The 18,943-nt window shown below is 39.1% G+C and carries 19 protein-coding genes and 1 riboswitch; of the genes, 15 read left to right on the top strand and 4 right to left on the bottom strand.

The genetic code is table 11. From position 1 onward, the window contains the following. Positions 1-76: 76 nt before the first annotated feature. The 3 genes from cysK to HMPREF2701_RS06575 form a co-directional block, all read right to left on the bottom strand. Positions 77-1,003: a cysteine synthase A gene (gene cysK / locus HMPREF2701_RS06585; protein ID WP_049487608.1), complete on the bottom strand. Its 927-nt coding sequence runs from the start codon at positions 1,001-1,003 to the stop codon at positions 77-79. 96 nt (positions 1,004-1,099) lie between these two features. Then, the gene (locus HMPREF2701_RS06580; RefSeq protein ID WP_049487607.1) at positions 1,100-1,543 is read right to left on the bottom strand and encodes a PH domain-containing protein; all 444 of its coding nucleotides are present in this window, start codon (positions 1,541-1,543) and stop codon (positions 1,100-1,102) included. A 15-nt stretch (positions 1,544-1,558) separates the two neighbouring features. Next, positions 1,559-2,194 carry a YigZ family protein gene (locus HMPREF2701_RS06575; protein WP_049487605.1) on the bottom strand — a complete coding sequence of 212 codons (636 nt, stop codon included), beginning with the start codon at positions 2,192-2,194 and terminating at the stop codon, positions 1,559-1,561. A 56-nt stretch (positions 2,195-2,250) separates the two neighbouring features. Between HMPREF2701_RS06575 and HMPREF2701_RS06570 the strand changes: the two genes are divergently transcribed. The 15 genes from HMPREF2701_RS06570 (at position 2,251) to HMPREF2701_RS06500 (ending at position 17,432) form a co-directional block, all read left to right on the top strand. After that, a complete protein-coding gene (locus HMPREF2701_RS06570) occupies positions 2,251-3,549 on the top strand; it encodes an ATP-dependent helicase ComFA (RefSeq protein ID WP_061589678.1) in 1,299 nt (432 codons plus the stop codon). After that, positions 3,546-4,208, top strand: a complete 663-nt coding sequence (locus HMPREF2701_RS06565; protein WP_049487601.1) for a ComF family protein — start codon at positions 3,546-3,548, stop codon at positions 4,206-4,208. Before HMPREF2701_RS06570 ends, HMPREF2701_RS06565 begins: the two co-directional genes overlap by 4 nt. 79 nt (positions 4,209-4,287) lie before the next feature. Continuing rightward, positions 4,288-4,836, top strand: coding sequence for a ribosome hibernation-promoting factor, HPF/YfiA family (hpf, locus tag HMPREF2701_RS06560; protein WP_004255322.1), 549 nt, complete (start codon positions 4,288-4,290; stop codon positions 4,834-4,836). 135 nt (positions 4,837-4,971) lie between these two features. Then, complete coding sequence (locus HMPREF2701_RS06555) at positions 4,972-6,945, top strand: DHH family phosphoesterase (RefSeq protein WP_049552676.1); 1,974 nt, start codon at positions 4,972-4,974, stop codon at positions 6,943-6,945. Next, positions 6,942-7,394 carry a 50S ribosomal protein L9 gene (gene rplI / locus HMPREF2701_RS06550; RefSeq protein ID WP_000864213.1) on the top strand — a complete coding sequence of 151 codons (453 nt, stop codon included), beginning with the start codon at positions 6,942-6,944 and terminating at the stop codon, positions 7,392-7,394. Before HMPREF2701_RS06555 ends, rplI begins: the two co-directional genes overlap by 4 nt. Before the next feature lie 43 nt (positions 7,395-7,437). Beyond that, positions 7,438-8,790, top strand: a complete 1,353-nt coding sequence (gene dnaB / locus HMPREF2701_RS06545; protein ID WP_004263550.1) for a replicative DNA helicase — start codon at positions 7,438-7,440, stop codon at positions 8,788-8,790. Position 8,791: 1 nt separating this feature from the next. Further along, complete coding sequence (locus tag HMPREF2701_RS06540) at positions 8,792-9,058, top strand: Veg family protein (RefSeq protein ID WP_001278169.1); 267 nt, start codon at positions 8,792-8,794, stop codon at positions 9,056-9,058. 88 nt (positions 9,059-9,146) lie between these two features. Beyond that, complete coding sequence (locus tag HMPREF2701_RS06535; protein WP_070482519.1) at positions 9,147-10,295, top strand: SH3 domain-containing protein; 1,149 nt, start codon at positions 9,147-9,149, stop codon at positions 10,293-10,295. A 474-nt stretch (positions 10,296-10,769) separates the two neighbouring features. Next, entirely contained in the window at positions 10,770-11,123 is a 354-nt protein-coding gene (locus HMPREF2701_RS11235) for a hypothetical protein (protein WP_049487594.1), read from the top strand. Positions 11,124-11,296: 173 nt separating this feature from the next. Beyond that, on the top strand, positions 11,297-11,620 hold the full coding sequence (locus HMPREF2701_RS11515; protein ID WP_080976007.1) for an SIALI-17 repeat-containing surface protein: 324 nt from the start codon (positions 11,297-11,299) through the stop codon (positions 11,618-11,620). 118 nt (positions 11,621-11,738) lie between these two features. Further along, positions 11,739-14,372 (top strand): DNA polymerase I, encoded by a 2,634-nt coding sequence (gene polA, locus HMPREF2701_RS06520; RefSeq protein ID WP_070482547.1) that lies wholly within the window; start codon positions 11,739-11,741, stop codon positions 14,370-14,372. Positions 14,373-14,474: 102 nt separating this feature from the next. After that, a riboswitch (TPP riboswitch) is annotated at positions 14,475-14,577 on the top strand. 68 nt (positions 14,578-14,645) lie between these two features. Further along, positions 14,646-14,936: a thiamine-binding protein gene (locus HMPREF2701_RS06515; RefSeq protein WP_061589694.1), complete on the top strand. Its 291-nt coding sequence runs from the start codon at positions 14,646-14,648 to the stop codon at positions 14,934-14,936. Further along, positions 14,899-15,657 (top strand): ABC transporter permease, encoded by a 759-nt coding sequence (locus tag HMPREF2701_RS06510; protein ID WP_164993731.1) that lies wholly within the window; start codon positions 14,899-14,901, stop codon positions 15,655-15,657. The genes HMPREF2701_RS06515 and HMPREF2701_RS06510 overlap by 38 nt, the downstream gene beginning before the upstream one ends. A 39-nt stretch (positions 15,658-15,696) precedes the next feature. Then, positions 15,697-16,704 carry an ABC transporter substrate-binding protein gene (locus tag HMPREF2701_RS06505; RefSeq protein WP_049487591.1) on the top strand — a complete coding sequence of 336 codons (1,008 nt, stop codon included), beginning with the start codon at positions 15,697-15,699 and terminating at the stop codon, positions 16,702-16,704. Next, positions 16,704-17,432 (top strand): ABC transporter ATP-binding protein, encoded by a 729-nt coding sequence (locus tag HMPREF2701_RS06500; RefSeq protein ID WP_049487589.1) that lies wholly within the window; start codon positions 16,704-16,706, stop codon positions 17,430-17,432. The genes HMPREF2701_RS06505 and HMPREF2701_RS06500 overlap by 1 nt, the downstream gene beginning before the upstream one ends. Before the next feature lie 156 nt (positions 17,433-17,588). Here HMPREF2701_RS06500 and HMPREF2701_RS06495 read toward each other — a convergent pair whose 3' ends face one another. Then, positions 17,589-18,755, bottom strand: coding sequence for a tyrosine-type recombinase/integrase (locus HMPREF2701_RS06495; protein ID WP_049487587.1), 1,167 nt, complete (start codon positions 18,753-18,755; stop codon positions 17,589-17,591). Positions 18,756-18,943 lie beyond the last annotated feature (188 nt).

Here is an 18,943-nt window from a genome sequence, read left to right as displayed (position 1 = left end):
TCTTTATAGGGAGATGTTCCTACTTTTAAGGTATAAATAAAAAGCCCTATAATAAGGGCCAAGTGTATTTAGGAGACTACACTTCAAATTCATAGAGTGCTGTAGACAAATAACGTTCGCCGTTATCTGGTGCTAGAGCAAGGACTTTCTTACCTGTACCTAATTTCTTGGCAACTTCAATTGCTCCGTAGATAGCTGCAGCTGAAGAAATCCCTACAAGGAAACCTTCGTTTCCACCAATTTCACGGCCGAGTGCTAGAGCATCGTCTGACGTTACACGAACGATACCATCATAAGCCTTTGTATCCAGTGTATCAGGAATAAATCCAGCTGAGATACCTTGAATTTTGTGTGGTCCAGGTTTTTCACCAGATAGAATAGCAGATTCGTCTGCCTCTACTGCAAAAACTTGAATGTTAGAATTTGCTGATTTGAGTGCATGAGAAACACCAGAAATCGTTCCACCGGTACCCACTCCAGCAACAAAGGCATCTAGTCCATCTTTACCGAAAGCAGCTAGTATTTCAGCTCCTGTTGTTCTTTCGTGTACTTCTGGATTAGCTGGATTGTCAAATTGAAGAGGAAGGAAACCATCACGTTCAGCAGCGATTTTTTGAGCCTTAGCAATAGCACCTTTCATTCCCTCGCTTCCAGGAGTTAGGACGAGTTCAGCGCCATAAGCTTGGATAATCTTACGTCGCTCTACACTCATAGTTTCAGGCATAACGATGACGACTTTATACCCTTTAGCAGCACCTACCCATGAAAGTCCAATACCAGTGTTTCCACTTGTTGCTTCAACAATAGTAGAACCAGGTTTTAGAATACCGTCTTGTTCAGCTTTTTCAATCATGCTAAGAGCAATACGATCTTTTACAGAAGAACCAGGGTTGAATGCTTCAAGCTTTACATAGACGTCCGCAGCCCCTTCTGGTACGATGTTGTTGAGTTTAACAATCGGAGTTTGACCGATTAATTCAGTAATGTTGTTATAAATAGACATATGAATACCTCTTTGTATAAGATATTTCTAGTATAACGCTATCTATACCATTTGTAAAATATAGAAATCCTATCGAAGTGATAGTATTTTTTTATATCACAGGTCTAAGCCATTAATTTTCAAGCGATTGTGATAAGCTAATTCTAATAAATAGGTGTAAAGTGGAACGATATCCGTTTTCTTAGGGAATTCAAATTTATGAGCACTAAAATGCTCATTATGTGCTTTTAGAAAAACATTTTCTAAATAAGTAATAGTAATTTCACTATCATCTATACCTGCTCCTGCAGTTTCCATTTCAACGTTAATAATGTTCATTAAAAAGATTGATTTAATGGACATCTTACGACCAGTAGCACCTTGTTTATCTGTAAAGATAATACGGATATTTGTAAATATAATTGAGTCACGAATCAGTTTATATCCACTTTGAATTTCTTCATTTTCTAGTAGATATTGTCCATATTCTTTGATAAGAGTTTCTTTGTTTTGCTCGCTAAGGTTACCAGCGAGTCCTTGAATGAATTTTCCAAATGCCATATTTTTCTCCTTTGTTTACACTAAATTTACAGGAACTTCAACTTCACGTAAACCTTGATCAGTTAAAGTAACTTTTCCATTAAAAAACTCCACCAGTGCAGCTTTAATATTTTCTTTTTCTTCTTTATCAACATAAATCATCGTATTGACTTGATCTGTAAAGTTTGTCTCAAGTTCCATGAGATCATGTTCCTTAAGGAAGTTACTGTACTCTTGGTACTGAGCGTAAGACATTTGAATAGCAATGCCAGCTTGTTCCTTTATTTCAATGATGCCAATTTCCTTGACAGCTAAGGCAACACTGCCGGCGTAAGCACGAATCAATCCTCCAGCGCCTAGCTTAATGCCTCCAAAGTAGCGTGTCACTACTACACAGACATTAGTAAGATTGTGATTTTCTAGTACCCCAAGCATGGGAACGCCAGCAGTACCACTGGGTTCACCATCATCACTTGTCCGTTTAATTTCACTACGTTCCCCAATAATAAAGGCTGAGCAGTTATGCGTAGCTTTGTAGTGTTCTTTTTTGATGGCAGTAATAAAGTCCCGAGCCTCTTCTTCGCTATAAACACGCTTTGCATGACAGATAAAGCGTGATTTTTTAATTTCTTCTTGGACTTGACCGTCCTCTTTAATTGTTCTAAATTCCATGATTTAATTGTACTAAAAAATTATCTAAAGCGCTAGGTTTTTACGAATAAAGAAGTATGAAAGTAAATCCAAATTATCTCGGTCGGTTGTTTACTGAGAATGAATTAACAGAAGAGGAACGTAAGTTGGCAGAGAACATTCCAGCAATGAGAAAGGAGAAGGGGAAATTTTTCTGTCAACGTTGTAATAGTACTATTCTAGAAGAATGGTATTTACCTATCGGTGCTTATTATTGTCGGGAGTGCTTAATTATGAAGCGAGTTAGGAGTGATCAAGCTTTATACTATTTCCCACAGGAGGATTTTCCGAAGCAAGATGTTCTTAAATGGCGTGGCCAATTAACTCCTTTTCAAGAGAAGGTGTCAGAGGGATTGATTCAAGCAGTAGATAAGCAAGAACCAACCTTGGTACATGCGGTAACAGGAGCTGGAAAGACAGAAATGATTTATCAAGTAGTAGCTAAAGTGATCAATGCGGGTGGTGCAGTATGCTTGGCTAGTCCTCGCATAGATGTTTGTTTGGAGCTGTACAAGCGCCTGCAAAAGGATTTTTCTTGCGAGATAGCCCTCCTACATGGAGAATCAGAGCCGTATTTTCGAACACCATTAGTTGTTGCGACGACCCATCAGTTATTGAAGTTTTATCAAGCTTTTGATTTGCTAATAGTGGATGAAGTAGATGCTTTTCCTTATGTTGACAACCCTACGCTTTACCATGCTGTCAAGAATAGTGTAAAGGAGAATGGCTTGAGAATCTTTTTAACGGCGACTTCTACCGATGAGTTAGATAAGAAGGTCCGTTTAGGAGAATTAAAACGATTGAGCTTGCCTAGACGGTTTCATGGAAATCCGTTGATTATTCCAAAACCAGTTTGGTTATCGGATTTTAATCACTGTTTAGAGAAAAATCGGTTGTCACCAAAGTTAAAGTTTTATATTGAGAAACAGAGAAAGACAGGTTATCCGTTACTCATTTTTGCTTCAGAAATTAAGAAAGGGGAGCAATTAAAAGAAGTCTTACAGAAGGAATTTTCGCATGAGAAAATTGGTTTTGTGTCTTCAGTTACGGAAGATCGATTAGAGCAGGTGCAAGCTTTTCGAGATGGAGAACTGACAATACTTATCAGTACGACAATCTTGGAGCGTGGAGTTACCTTCCCTTGTGTGGATGTTTTTGTAGTAGAAGCCAACCATCGTCTGTTTACCAAATCTAGTTTGATTCAGATTGGTGGACGAGTTGGACGAAGCATGGATAGACCGACAGGAGATTTGCTTTTCTTCCATGACGGGTTAAATGCTTCAATCAAAAAGGCAATTAAGGAAATTCAACAGATGAATAAGGAGGCGGGTCTATGAAGTGTTTATTATGTGGGCAGACTATGAAGGCTGTTTTAACTTTCAGTAGTCTTTTACTTCTGAAGAATGATGCCTCCTGTCTTTGTTTAGATTGTGATTCTACTTTTGATAGGATTGGAGAAGAGAACTGTCCAAACTGTATGAAAACAGGATTGTCAACAAAGTGTCAAGATTGTCAATTTTGGTGTAAAGAAGGAGTTGAAGTCAGTCATAGAGCGATTTTTATTTACAATCAAGCTATGAAGGATTTTTTCAGTCGGTATAAGTTTGATGGAGACTTCCTTTTAAGAAAAGTCTTTGCTTCAGTTTTAAGTGAGGAGTTAAAAAAGTACAAAGAGTATCAATTTGTTGTAATTCCCCTAAGTCCGGAAAGATTGCTCGAGAGGGGATTTAACCAGGTTGAAGGTTTAGTTGAAGCAGCAGGGTTCTCTTTTCAAGACTTACTAGAGAAGAGAGAAGAGCGAGCTAGTTCTTCCAAAAATCGTTCAGAACGCTTGGCAACAGAACTTCCCTTCTTTGTCAAAAGTGGAGTCACTATTCCTAAAAAAATCCTACTTATAGATGATATCTATACTACTGGAACAACTATAAATCGTATGAAGAAACTGTTGGAAGAAGCTGGTGCTGAGGATGTAAAAACATTTTCCCTTGTAAGATGAGGAAAAAATTTGCAAAAACAAAATGAAAGCGTTATAATGAAATCAGAAAAACAAAAACGTTTAGAAAGAAGGTACTCATATGATTAAATATAGTATCCGTGGTGAAAACCTAGAAGTAACAGAAGCAATTCGTGATTATGTAGTTTCTAAACTCGAAAAGATCGAAAAGTATTTTCAAGCTGAACAAGAGTTGGATGCTCGAGTTAACTTGAAGGTGTATCGTGAAAAAACGGCTAAAGTGGAGGTGACGATTCCGCTTGGCTCAATTACTCTTCGTGCAGAAGATGTGTCTCAAGATATGTATGGTTCAATTGACCTTGTAACCGATAAAATTGAACGTCAGATTCGTAAAAATAAAACAAAAATCGAGCGTAAAAATAAAAATAAGGTAGCAACTAGTCAATTATTTACAGATGCTTTGGTGGAAGATACAAATGTTGTCCAATCAAGAGTTGTTCGTTCAAAACAAATTGATTTAAAACCAATGGATTTGGAAGAAGCTATTCTACAGATGGATTTGTTGGGACATGATTTCTTTATCTATGTGGATGTTGAAGATCAGACAACCAATGTGATTTATCGTCGTGAAGATGGCGAGATTGGCTTGTTAGAAGTTAAAGAATCTTAATTTCAATATGTGTAAAGGAAGGTTTACTAAATTGTAAACCTCCTTTTTCTTATAATTGATAGAATTACTGATTACACTTTTAAAAAGTCGCTTTTTGGTGGTTATTATGGTATAATGGGTGCCAAGAGGTTTGGAATGAAAAAATTTTATGTAAGTCCTATTTTCCCCTTAATATTAGGAATAGTGGCGTTCGGAGTGCTATCTGTGCAACTTGTTTTTGTAACGAATACACTGGTAACGCTATTTCTTTTGCTACTTATTTTGGGTTCATATATTTTACTATTCATCCATCAGAGAGACTACTACTCAAAGAGTGAAGTAGAACAAATCCAGTATGTAAACCACCAAGCTGAAGATAGTTTGACAACTTTGTTAGAACAGATGCCTGTCGGAGTTATTAAACTAGACTTATCGTCAGGTGAAGTTGAATGGTTCAATCCTTACGCTGAATTGATTTTGACTAATGAAGTGGGGGAGATTGATGTTGCATTAATTCAAACAATTATAAAGGCGTCTGTGGGGAATCCAGGTTCTTATGCCACCTTGGGTGAGACTCGCTATTCGGTTCATATGGACAAGATATCTGGTGTTCTTTACTTCTTTGATGTGTCTGGAGAATACGAAGCGACTGTTGAGTTAGTGACGAGTCGTCCGGTTATTGGAATTGTTTCCGTTGATAACTATGACGATTTAGAAGATGCGACATCGGAGTCTGACATTAGTCATATTAACAGTTTTGTAGCCAATTTTGTTTCAGAATTTGCTGGGAAGCATGCCATGTTCTCCCGTCGAGTAAGTATGGATCGTTTTTATCTGTTTACGGACTACACGGTGCTTGAGGGCTTGATGAATGATAAATTTTCTGTTATTGATGCATTCAGAGAAGAGGCGAAACAGAGACAGTTGCCCTTGACCTTAAGTATGGGATTTTCTTATGGTGATGGAAATCATGATGAGATAGGGAAAGTTGCATTGCTCAACTTGAACTTGGCTGAAGTGCGTGGTGGCGACCAAGTGGTTGTTAAGGAAAACGACGAAACGAAAAATCCCGTTTATTTTGGTGGTGGGTCTGCTGCCTCAATCAAACGTACACGGACTCGTACGCGTGCTATGATGACGGCTATTTCAGATAAGATTCGTAGTGTGGATCAGGTTTTTGTAGTTGGTCACAAAAATCTAGATATGGATGCTCTTGGCTCTGCTGTAGGTATGCACTTGTTTGCCAGCAATGTGACTGAAAATAGTTATGCTATTTATGACGAAGAACAAATGTCGCCGGATATTGAACGAGCTGTTTCATTCTTAGAAAAAGAAGGAGTTACAAAGTTGTTGTCTGTTAAGGACGCAATGGGGATGGTGACCAATCGTTCTTTGTTGATTCTTGTAGACCATTCAAAGACAGCTTTAACTTTATCAAAAGATTTTTATGATTTATTTACCCAAACCATCGTCATCGACCACCACAGAAGGGATCAGGATTTTCCAGATAATGCGGTTATTACTTATATCGAAAGTGGTGCAAGTAGTGCCAGTGAGTTGGTAACGGAATTGATTCAGTTCCAGAATTCTAAGAAAAATCGTTTGAGTCGTATGCAGGCCAGTGTTTTAATGGCTGGTATGATGTTGGATACTAAAAATTTCACCTCACGAGTGACTAGTCGGACATTTGATGTTGCTAGCTATCTCAGAACGAGAGGAAGTGATAGTATTGCTATCCAAGAAATTGCTGCGACAGATTTTGAAGAATATCGTGAGGTCAATGAACTGATTTTACAGGGGCGTAAATTAGGTTCAGATGTACTAATAGCAGAGGCTAAGGACTCGAAATGTTATGATACAGTTGTTATTAGTAAGGCAGCAGATGCCATGTTAGCTATGTCAGGTATTGAAGCGAGTTTTGTTCTTGCGAAGAATACACAAGGATTTATCTCTATCTCAGCTCGCAGTCGTAGTAAGCTGAATGTACAACGGATTATGGAAGAGCTGGGAGGTGGAGGCCACTTTAATTTGGCAGCAGCTCAAATTAAAGATGTAACCTTGTCAGAAGCAGGTGAAAAACTGACAGAAATTGTATTAAATGAAATAAAGGAAAAGGAGAAAGAAGAATGAAAGTAATCTTTTTAGCAGATGTTAAAGGAAAAGGTAAAAAAGGCGAAATTAAGGAAGTACCAACAGGGTATGCACAAAACTTTCTTATCAAAAAGAATTTAGCAAAAGAAGCAACTGCTCAAGCTGTAGGTGAACTTCGTGGTAAACAAAAATCAGAAGAGAAAGCTCACGCTGAGATGATTGCAGAAGCAAAAGCAATTAAAGCCCAACTAGAAGCAGAGGAAACTATTGTAGAATTTGTTGAAAAAGTTGGTCCAGATGGTCGTACCTTTGGTTCCATTACCAATAAGAAAATTGCAGAAGAATTGCAAAAGCAATTTGGAATTAAGATTGATAAACGTCATATCCAAGTACAAGCTCCGATTCGAGCAGTTGGTTTGATTGATGTACCAGTGAAAATCTATCAAGATATTACAAGTGTAATCAATCTTCGTGTGAAAGAAGGGTAAATTTACACTTTCTTGACAAGATTGTAAAAGGAAGGGAAGTCTGATGGCAGAAGTAGAAGAGTTACGAGTACAACCTCAAGATATCTTAGCTGAGCAATCCGTTTTAGGGGCTATCTTTATTGACGAGAGTAAGCTTGTTTTTGTGCGAGAATATATTGAATCTCGGGACTTTTTTAAGTATGCCCATCGTTTGATTTTCCAAGCTATGGTCGATTTATCCGATCGTGGCGATGCTATAGATGCAACAACGGTTCGTACCATTCTTGATAATCAAGGTGATTTACAGAATATTGGTGGCCTGTCTTACCTGGTTGAGATTGTCAATTCTGTGCCAACTTCTGCTAATGCGGAGTATTATGCTAAGATTGTTGCAGAGAAGGCCATGCTACGTCGATTAATCTCCAAGTTGACAGAGTCTGTCAATCAAGCTTACGAGGCTTCGCAACCAGCTGATGAAATCATTGCTCAGGCAGAAAAAGGCCTGATTGATGTCAGCGAAAATGCTAATCGAAGTGGATTTAAGAACATTCGAGATGTGTTGAATATCAACTTTGGAAATCTGGAAGCTCGCTCGCAACAAACGACCGATATTACAGGTATTGCGACAGGTTATCGTGATTTGGATCATATGACGACTGGTCTTCATGAGGAGGAGTTGATTATCTTAGCAGCTCGTCCGGCGGTTGGTAAGACAGCCTTTGCCTTGAATATTGCTCAGAATATTGGGACTAAGTTGGACAAAACAGTTGCTATTTTTTCACTCGAAATGGGTGCGGAAAGTCTAGTGGACCGTATGTTGGCGGCAGAAGGTTTGGTGGAATCGCATTCTATCCGTACGGGTCAATTGACTGATGAGGAGTGGCAAAAATATACCATTGCTCAAGGGAATCTAGCTAATGCAAGTATCTATATCGATGATACGCCAGGTATTCGGATTACAGAGATTCGTTCTCGTTCTCGTAAACTGGCTCAAGAAACTGGAAATCTTGGTTTGATTTTAATAGACTATTTGCAGCTTATCACGGGAACTGGTCGGGAAAATCGTCAACAAGAGGTTTCAGAAATTTCACGTCAGTTGAAAATTTTAGCTAAGGAACTGAAGGTTCCAGTAATCGCTCTAAGTCAGCTTTCTCGTGGTGTAGAACAACGTCAGGATAAGAGACCGGTCTTGTCTGATATTCGTGAATCGGGGTCTATTGAGCAGGACGCTGATATCGTAGCCTTTCTTTATCGCGACGATTACTATGAGCGTGGTGGTGAAGAAGAGGAAGGCATACCGAATAATAAGGTAGAAGTTATTATCGAGAAAAACCGTAGTGGAGCTCGTGGAACGGTGGAATTAATTTTCCAAAAAGAATACAATAAATTTTCAAGTATCTCAAAGAGGGAGGCATAAGATGTCAGATGCATTTACAGATGTTGCCAAGATGAAAAAAATCAAAGAAGAAATCAAGGCACATGAGGGACAAGTCGTAGAAATGACTTTGGAGAATGGTCGTAAGCGCCAAAAAAATAGATTGGGTAAGCTAATTGAGGTTTATCCATCCCTATTTATCGTTGAATTTGGGAACGTTGAAGGAGATAAACAAGCTAATGTTTACGTTGAATCCTTTACTTACTCAGATATCCTTACAGAAAAGAATTTGATTCATTATCTTGACTAAAGTGAGAAATTTTCTCACTTTTTCTTTTTTCTCCGAATAGTTTAAGTGAAGGGAATCTTCGATTTATATTATTTTTCAAGGAGGAAGAATGAAAATTTCACCATTTAAAGTAGCAGAGACAAGGTTTTCTATTAGAAAGTCAGTTAAAAAGGTTGTTCCTTTTTTAGTAGTAGGGCTGATGTTGTCGGCTGGAGAAAGTGTTCATGCAAACAGTTCTTATGCTCGTGGAGATGATTATCCTGCTTATTATAAAAATGGGAGTCAGAGTATTGATAAGTGGAGGATGTATTCTCGTCAGTGTACTTCATTTGCTGCTTTTCGCTTGAGTGGAGTAAATGGTTTTGAGCTTCCAGGAGCTTATGGTAATGCTGGTGAATGGGGTTATCGTGCTCGTCGTGAAGGTTATCGTGTAGATAATACACCAGCTATCGGATCTATTGCTTGGTCTACTGCAGGAGGTTATGGCCATGTTGCTTGGGTTTCAAATGTGATGGGAGATAATATAGAAATTGAGGAATATAACTATGATTATAAAGGTAATTATAATAAACGAATTGTAAAAGCAAACAAGATGACCGGTTTTATTCATTTTAAAGATTTATCAAGCAATTCTAAAGAAGTCCCAAGCAGTTCAAAAGATTCGACAAGCAATCATGTTGTGACCAGTCAATCGTCATCTTTGATGAAAGGAACTCATTATTTTAAGGTGGAGACTCCTATTAAAGATCAACCATTATTGAATGCAACTCCACTTGCATATTATTCTCCAGGTGAGAGTGTTCATTATGATCAGGTGATAGAAAAGGATGGTTACAAGTGGTTGAGTTATATTTCTTATAGCGGGAGTCGACGTTATATTCAGTTGGAGGGAGTGACTTCGTCACAAAATCAATCAGTAAATAAATCTAATCATGGTTCAAATAATGGATTGACTGTGGGTTGGATGAAAATAAATGGTAGTTGGTATTATTTCAAATCAGATGGTTCTAAGGCGACGGGATGGCTGAAAGATGGTTCTACCTGGTATTATTTGAAATCATCTGGTGAAATGCAGACAGGCTGGTTACAGGAGAAAGGATTTTGGTATTATCTAGATGATTCAGGGGCAATGAAAACGGGCTGGTATCAAGTCTCTGGTAAGTGGTATTATTCTTACTCTTCAGGTGAGCTAGCTGTTAATACAATAGTAGACGGTTATACTGTAAATCATAATGGTGAGTGGATTAAAGAAAAATAAACTAAAAAACTTGATTCATTATCATTTTTAACTATATTCAAAAGTAATTAGCACTATTTTAAATATTTACTTGAAGCGTTCTTATATATTTTTTTATTGTAGCTTGTTTGATCCGAACTATTTTCATGAGATAAATTCTTTAATAAAGAATTTATTGCTTATCTAGGTTTCCGTAGTAATATTAGAAAGTTAAAAATATGTTTATATTGACATTATTCTTTTCTAGTCGATATAAATATATTTTTTTAAACAACTTAATATATTGTTTTTGTTAATCTATATTAAAAGTTATAATAGAGAGAAATATAATTCCACAAAGGGGCGTTTTAAAAATGGATAAAAAAATGATCTTGACTAGCTTAGCTAGTGTTACGGTTTTAGGTGCGGTTTTTGCTGTGTCTCAACCGTCGGTTGTAAAAGCTGATGCACTACATCTACTAGCACATCCGGAGAAACTGGATCCACACCTGACCTGTGGTTAAAACTCCAAAAACTGAAGTCGGAAAAGCTAAAGAAGATTTAACTGAAACAATTGAAAACTTGACGGATGATGCTGAGAAATTAAAAGCCGATGCTGAAAAAGCTAAGGTAGTAGAAGAGAAAAATGCTGCCTTAGATAAACAAAAAGAAACCTTAGAAAAAGCTAAAGTTGCTCTTGAAACAGCTAAAACGAATAAAGCTGATCAAGATGTTATCGATAAATTACAAGATGCTGTAACTAAACTAGAAGGTTCTGTCGCTTCTGCTAAAGCTTCTGTTGATGAAGCTCAAGCTAAATTTGACGAAGTTAATGAATCATTACAAGAGCGTAAGCAATCGTTACACTAACTGACGATTACAACGCAACTTTAGGTTACATCGAAAAATTAAAAGAAGTTCCTAAGGATGAAGAACTGAAAGACTTCAGTGGTGGAGTAAGTGATGATGCAACACCTACTGAACCTGCTAAGGAAGCAGATGAAGTACCAACTGCTCCTAACGCTCCAGAATTTAATGGTGGTGTGAATCCTAGTGATTCTCCTTCTGGAGATAATGAATCTGATTTCAATGGTGGGGTAAATGATACAACACCTCCTACTGTAGCCGATGCTCCAGAATATACAGGAGGCGTTAATAGTGTAGAAGCAGCAATTAACGAAGTTACACAATATACTCTCACAACAGCAGGTACTAACAAGGATAATACTTATCAAGCACCAGCAGCAAAAGCAGAAGATAAAAAAGAACTTCCAAATACTGGTGGTAAAGATAATGCTGCAGTTGCATCATTAGGATTCCTTGGATTGTTCCTTGGTGCCCTTCCATTTGTGAAACGTAAAAACTAATTCATTTCGTAGTTTGAAAGAGAGGGAGTAACTTCCTTCTCTTTTTTAGTTTATCTTAGTTTCTCTCAGGGAACTCTTCCCAATGGTATTTTTTGGTGCTTTCCTTTATAATGGGTGTATGGATAAGAAAAAATTATTATTGATTGATGGGTCTTCTGTTGCTTTTCGGGCGTTTTTTGCGCTCTATCAGCAGTTGGACCGTTTTAAGAATGCGGCTGGTTTGCATACCAATGCGATTTATGGCTTTCAGTTGATGTTGAGCCATTTGTTGGAGCGGGTTGAGCCAAGTCATATTTTGGTGGCTTTTGATGCAGGAAAGACGACCTTCCGTACAGAGATGTATGCGGACTATAAGGGTGGTCGGGCTAAGACTCCTGATGAGTTTCGTGAGCAATTTCCTTTCATTCGTGAGTTGCTGGATCATATGGGGATTCGTCACTATGAGTTGGCTCAGTATGAGGCGGATGACATCATTGGGACACTGGATAAACTAGCAGAGCAGGATGGTTTTGATATTACCATTGTCAGTGGGGACAAGGACTTGATTCAGCTGACGGATGAGCATACGGTGGTTGAGATTTCCAAGAAAGGTGTGGCTGAGTTTGAGGCCTTTACGCCAGAATATCTTATGGAAAAGATGGGCATCACACCGACTCAGTTTATCGATCTCAAGGCGCTCATGGGTGATAAGTCGGATAATATCCCTGGGGTGACTAAAATCGGTGAAAAGACGGGTATCAAGCTCTTGCTGGAGCATGGTTCGCTTGAGGGGATTTATGAAAATATTGATGGGATGAAGGCTTCTAAGATGAAGGAAAACCTTATCAATGATAAGGAACAGGCCTTTTTGTCTAAAACACTAGCGACCATTGATACCAAGGCACCGATTGAGATTGGTTTGAAGGATTTGGTCTATAGTGGTCCAGATGTGGAAAATCTTGGGAAATTCTACGATGAGATGGGCTTCAAACAGCTCAAGCAGGCTTTAAATGTGTCGTCAGCTGATGTGGCTGAGAGTTTGGACTTTACTATTGTTGACCAAGTCAGTCAAAATATGCTGAGTGAAGAGTCTATCTTCCATTTTGAGCTTTTTGGTGAGAATTACCATACAGATGACTTGGTTGGTTTTGCTTGGTCTTGTGGGGATAAGCTTTATGCTACAGACAAGCTTAACCTTTTGCAAGAGCCTATTTTCAAGGATTTTCTAGAAAAAACACCTCTGAGAGTTTATGATTTTAAAAAGGCCAAAGTTCTTTTGAATCGTTTTGGTGTGGATTTACAGGCACCTGCTTTTGATAGCCGTTTAGCTAAATACCTCCTTTCGACTGTAGAGGACAATGAAATTGCGACTATTGCTAGTCTTTATGGTCAGACTTATTTGGTTGATGATGAGACTTTCTATGGTAAGGGAGTCAAGAAGGCCATTCCTGAACGCGAGAAATTCTTAGAACATTTGGCACGTAAACTTGCCGTTTTGGTCGAAACAGAACCTATTTTGCTTGAAAAACTCAGTGAAAATGGGCAATTAGAGCTTCTTTATGATATGGAGCAACCTCTGGCTTTTATCCTTGCCAAGATGGAAATTGCTGGGATTACGGTCAAGAAAGAGACCTTGCTTGAGATGCAGGCTGAAAATGAGCTTGTTATTGAAAAACTCACTAAAGAGATTTACGAACTGGCTGGTGAGGAGTTTAATATCAACTCGCCTAAGCAGTTGGGCGTGCTTCTCTTTGAAAAATTGGGGCTACCTCTAGAATACACTAAGAAAACCAAGACAGGTTATTCGACAGCGGTGGATGTCTTGGAGCGCCTGGCTCCTATTGCTCCGATTGTTAAGAAAATCCTGGATTACCGTCAAATTGCTAAGATTCAATCGACTTATGTAATTGGATTGCAGGACTGGATTTTGGCTGATGGCAAGATTCATACTCGCTATGTGCAGGATTTGACCCAGACTGGGCGTTTGTCTAGTGTGGATCCAAACTTGCAAAATATTCCTGTGCGTTTGGAGCAGGGCCGTCTCATTCGTAAGGCTTTTGTGCCAGAGTGGGAGGATAGTGTCCTTCTCAGCTCGGACTATTCGCAGATTGAATTGCGTGTTTTAGCGCATATTTCTAAGGATGAGCACTTGATTAAGGCTTTCCAAGAGGGGGCAGATATCCATACTTCGACAGCCATGCGTGTCTTTGGCATTGAACGTCCTGAGGATGTGACTGCAAACGACCGTCGCAATGCCAAGGCTGTCAACTTTGGAGTGGTTTACGGGATTTCAGACTTTGGTTTATCTAATAATTTGGGCATTAGCCGTAAGGAAGCAAAAGCCTATATTGATACCTACTTTGAACGCTTCCCAGGTATTAAAAACTATATGGACGAGGTGGTGCGTGAGGCGCGTGATAAGGGCTATGTAGAGACCCTCTTCAAGCGTCGTCGTGAGTTGCCAGATATCAATTCGCGCAACTTCAATATTCGTGGTTTTGCGGAGCGGACGGCCATCAATTCTCCTATCCAAGGTTCGGCGGCAGATATTCTCAAGATTGCCATGATTCAGCTGGATAAAGCCTTGGTTGCAGGTGATTATCAGACCAAGATGTTGTTACAAGTGCACGATGAAATCGTCCTTGAAGTTCCTAAATCTGAATTGGCAGAGATGAAAAAATTGGTCAAACAAACCATGGAAGAAGCCATTCAACTCAGTGTTCCCCTCATCGCAGATGAGAATGAAGGTGCAACCTGGTACGAGGCTAAATAAAAAAGCTATATAGGGTTTGAAGCACTTGTTTTCAAACTCTTTTTCATGTTTTTCTGTAAGCAGTTTCCTTGACATTTTTTTTGTTTTGCGCTATCATATGTCCATATAATATATGGGAGTCTGTGTACAGTCTGAGAGGAAGTGTTAAACTTCGACCGCACCTGATCTGGGTAATGCCAGCGTAGGGAACGATACTTAGTCTATTCTGCACCTTTTCCATATATGGGAAAGTTTTTTCTTTTTGTCAAAAGAAAACGAGAAGAGGAGGTTGTTATGAAAGCAAGCATCGCCTTGCAAGTTTTACCCCTATCACAGGGGATTGATCGGATTGCTGTTATTGATCAAGTCATTGCTTATCTGCAAGCTCAAGAAGTGACCATGGTGGTGACACCATTTGAAACGGTCTTGGAAGGAGAGTTTGATGAGCTCATGCGCATTCTCAAAGAAGCGCTAGCAGTGGCAGGGCAGGAGGCAGACAATGTCTTTGCCAATGTCAAAATAAATGTAGGAGAGATTTTAAGTATTGATGAGAAACTTGAAAAGTATACTGAGACGACACATTAGTCTATTGGGCTTTCTAGGAGTCTTGTCAATCTGGCAATTAGCAGGTTTTCTTAAACTTCTCCCCAAGTTTATCCTGCCGACACCTCTTGAAATCCTCCAGTCTTTTGTGCGTGATAGAGAATTTCTCTGGCACCATAGCTGGGCGACCTTGAGAGTGGCTTTGCTAGGTCTAATTTTGGGAGTCTCGGTTGCCTGTCTCATGGCTGTACTCATGGACAGTTTGACTTGGCTTAATGACCTGATTTACCCTATGATGGTGGTTGTTCAGACCATTCCGACTATTGCCATAGCTCCTATCCTGGTCTTGTGGCTCGGTTATGGGATTTTACCCAAGATTGTTTTGATTATCTTGACGACAACCTTCCCCATCATCGTCAGCATTTTGGACGGTTTTAGGCATTGTGACAAGGATATGCTGACCTTGTTTAGTCTGATGCGGGCCAAACCTTGGCAAATCCTGTGGCATTTTAAAATCCCAGTCAGTCTGCCTTACTTTTATGCAGGTCTGAGGGTCAGTGTCTCCTACGCCTTTATCACAACAGTGGTATCTGAGTGGTTGGGGGGCTTTGAGGGGCTTGGTGTTTATATGATTCAGTCCAAGAAACTGTTTCAGTATGATACCATGTTCGCTATTATTATTCTGGTATCGATTATCAGCCTTCTCGGTATGAAGTTGGTCGATATTAGTGAAAAATATGTTATTAAATGGAAACGTTCATAAGAAAAAGGATGTTTCTGAAAAAGAAAAGAGGAAATTGAAATGAAGAAAACATGGAAAGTGTTTTTAACTGTTTTAACAGCTCTTGTAGCTGTTGTGCTTGTGGCCTGTGGTCAAGGAACTGCTTCTAAGGACAACAAAGAAGCAGAACTCAAGAAGATCGACTTTATCCTAGACTGGACTCCAAATACCAACCACACAGGGCTTTATGTTGCTAAGGAAAAAGGTTATTTCAAAGAAGCTGGAGTGGATGTTGACTTGAAATTACCACCGGAAGAAAGTTCTTCTGATTTGGTTATCAATGGTAAGGCACCATTTGCAGTCTATTTCCAAGACTATATGGCTAAAAAATTGGAAAAAGGGGCAGAAATTACTGCTGTTGCAGCTATCGTAGAACACAATACATCAGGAATCATCTCTCGTAAATCTGACAATGTAGCTAGTCCAAAAGACTTGGTTGGTAAGAAATACGGAACTTGGAATGATCCAACTGAACTTGCTATGTTGAAAACCTTGGTAGAATCTCAAGGTGGAGACTTTGAGAAGGTTGAAAAAGTACCAAATAACGACTCAAACTCAATCACACCGATTGCCAATGGAGTCTTTGATACTGCTTGGATCTACTACGGTTGGGATGGTATTCTTGCCAAATCTCAAGGTGTAGATGCTAACTTTATGTATTTGAAAGACTACGTCAAGGAGTTTGACTACTATTCACCAGTTATCATCGCAAACAATGACTACCTCAAAGACAATAAAGAAGAAGCTCGTAAAGTCATCCAAGCTATCAAAAAAGGCTACCAATATGCCATGGAGCATCCAGAAGAAGCAGCTGATATCCTCATCAAAAATGCACCTGAACTCAAGGAAAAACGTGACTTTGTCATCGAATCTCAAAAATACTTGTCAAAAGAATACGCAAGCGACAAGGAAAAATGGGGGCAATTTGATGCAGCTCGCTGGAATGCCTTCTACAAATGGGATAAAGAAAATGGTATCCTTAAAGAAGACTTGACAGACAAAGGCTTCACCAACGAATTTGTGAAATAATGACAGAGATTAGACTAGAACACGTCAGTTATGCCTATGATCAAGAGAGGATTTTAGAGGATATCAACCTGCAGGTGACTTCAGGTGAAGTGGTTTCTATCCTAGGCCCAAGTGGTGTTGGAAAGACCACCCTCTTTAATCTAATCGCTGGGATTTTAGAAGTCCAGTCAGGGAGAATTGTCCTTGATGGGGAGGAGAATCCCAAGGGGCGCGTGAGTTATATGTTGCAAAAGGACTTGCTCTTGGAACACAAGACGGTGCTTGGTAATATCATTCTGCCCCTCTTGATTCAAAAGGTGGATAAGGCAGAAGCTATTGCTCGCGCAGATGAAATTCTTGCTACCTTCCAGTTGACAGCTGTAAGGGACAAGTATCCTCATGAACTTAGTGGCGGGATGCGCCAGCGTGTAGCCTTGCTCCGAACTTACCTTTTCGGGCACAAGCTCTTTCTCTTGGATGAGGCCTTTAGCGCCTTGGATGAGATGACCAAGATGGAACTCCACGCTTGGTATCTGGAGATTCACAAGCAGTTGCAACTGACAACATTGATTATTACGCACAGTATCGAGGAGGCCCTCAGTCTCAGCGATCGCATCTATATCTTGAAAAATCGTCCTGGGCAGATTGTTTCAGAAATTAAACTAGATTGGTCTGAAGATGAGGACAAGGAAGTCCAAAAGATTGCCTACAAACGTCAAATCTTGGCAGAATTAGGCTTAGATAAGTAGAAAAATAGGGAGTTGGTGAAGATTATCCTTTACCAGCGCCCTTTTTCTTTTAAAAATGAGAAAATTTCGGTATAATAGTCAATTATACCGAAATCATTCTATAATCGTTGATACATAAGGGTTTTATGTGTCGCTTTTTTAATTTTGTGGACTTTTTTAAGAACTTTTTATTTTTTCTAGGGCAGTTTCAAAGAATGAGACTGCTCTTTTTTGGTTCTCTTTTGATAAATGGCTGTAAGTGTCCATAGTTACAGATATTTTTGCATGGCCAAGCCGTGTCTGTATTTCCTTGTATGGTAATCCGGCATTAAGCAAGATACTAGCGTGAGTGTGTCGGAAAGCATGAAAGCCTAAATCAGTACAGTTAGCATTTTTTAAGTGCTTATGTAGGCGATAATCAACCTTTCGAGTATTGACATAGTTGTCAAAGCTATCAGAGAATACTTTATCATAGGTTAAGCCAATGTTTCTACCGTTTTCTGCTTGTCTTGCTCGGTAGAGACGAAGCATGAGCACTGTTTTATAATCGATATCTAAAACTCTATAGCTTGATTTTGTCTTAGGAGTGTTTACCTGGTTTAAAATGTTGAGTGTTTTGTTAATATCGATCGTTCCGTTCTGCAGGTCAATATCAGACCATTTCAGGGCCAGACATTCACGGATGCGCAGTCCAGTAGCTAGGAGCGTTTTATAAAGTACAGTATCATAAAAATTGATAAAGGTATTTTCTAGGTTATCGAGATAGGAGAGGAAGTTTTTAAGTTCCTGATCTTGAAAGTATTTAATGTCTTGTTTATCTCTTGTTATCTTTCTAGGAATGACAACATCACGAGCAGGGTTATTATCCAATGCCTGGATAGAAACTCCATACTGTAGAATACGTTTATTTAAGGCGTGAAGGTGATTGTATTCTTTATACCCCGTTCCGTCCTGATTGTACTCATCCGCCCACTTATTTACCTGAGTTTGGATAATAACAGGAGTAAGTTTATCTAGTTTGTAAGTACCAAATGAGGGTAAGAGGTAATTATTTAAGCAGCCTTTTATCTTTATCTGCGTGTTAGTCTTTATGGTATGCTGGTAGGTTTGCCAAAACAAGTCCACAAGTTCGCTATAGGTTGTTATATGTGAGCGTTGTTTCCGTGTAGAGCCGTTTTTCTCAAATTCTACCTTGGCATGAGTGGCCTTATTTCTGAGTTCTTTTTTTGTTCGTGCTGATATGGTAGTCTTGACCTTCTTACCAGTTACAGAATCAATGCCAAGATAGATACTAGAGCGGTAGACTGCTGATCCGTCTTTTTTCGTGTGTTGTGTAATTTTCATGGTTTTAACTCCTTTTCCATCAGCAGGCAAGCAATTAGAAAAGGTTTTGAGTTTATACCATGCGAGGAGCTACGAGAACTCCTCTATTTTCGATTTTAAGCAGTCAGACGGTAAATAATACCAGAGTATGAAACAAGGCGGATATGGGGCTTATATGGGGAATAGAAAAAGTGTATCAACTAAAAAGC

Source organism: Streptococcus sp. HMSC077D04 (assembly GCF_001808785.1).
Classification (GTDB): Bacteria; Bacillota; Bacilli; order Lactobacillales; family Streptococcaceae; genus Streptococcus; species Streptococcus mitis_BX.
The sequence above is the reverse complement of the archived record's forward strand: the minus strand, read 5'-3'. Positions and strand labels throughout refer to the sequence as shown.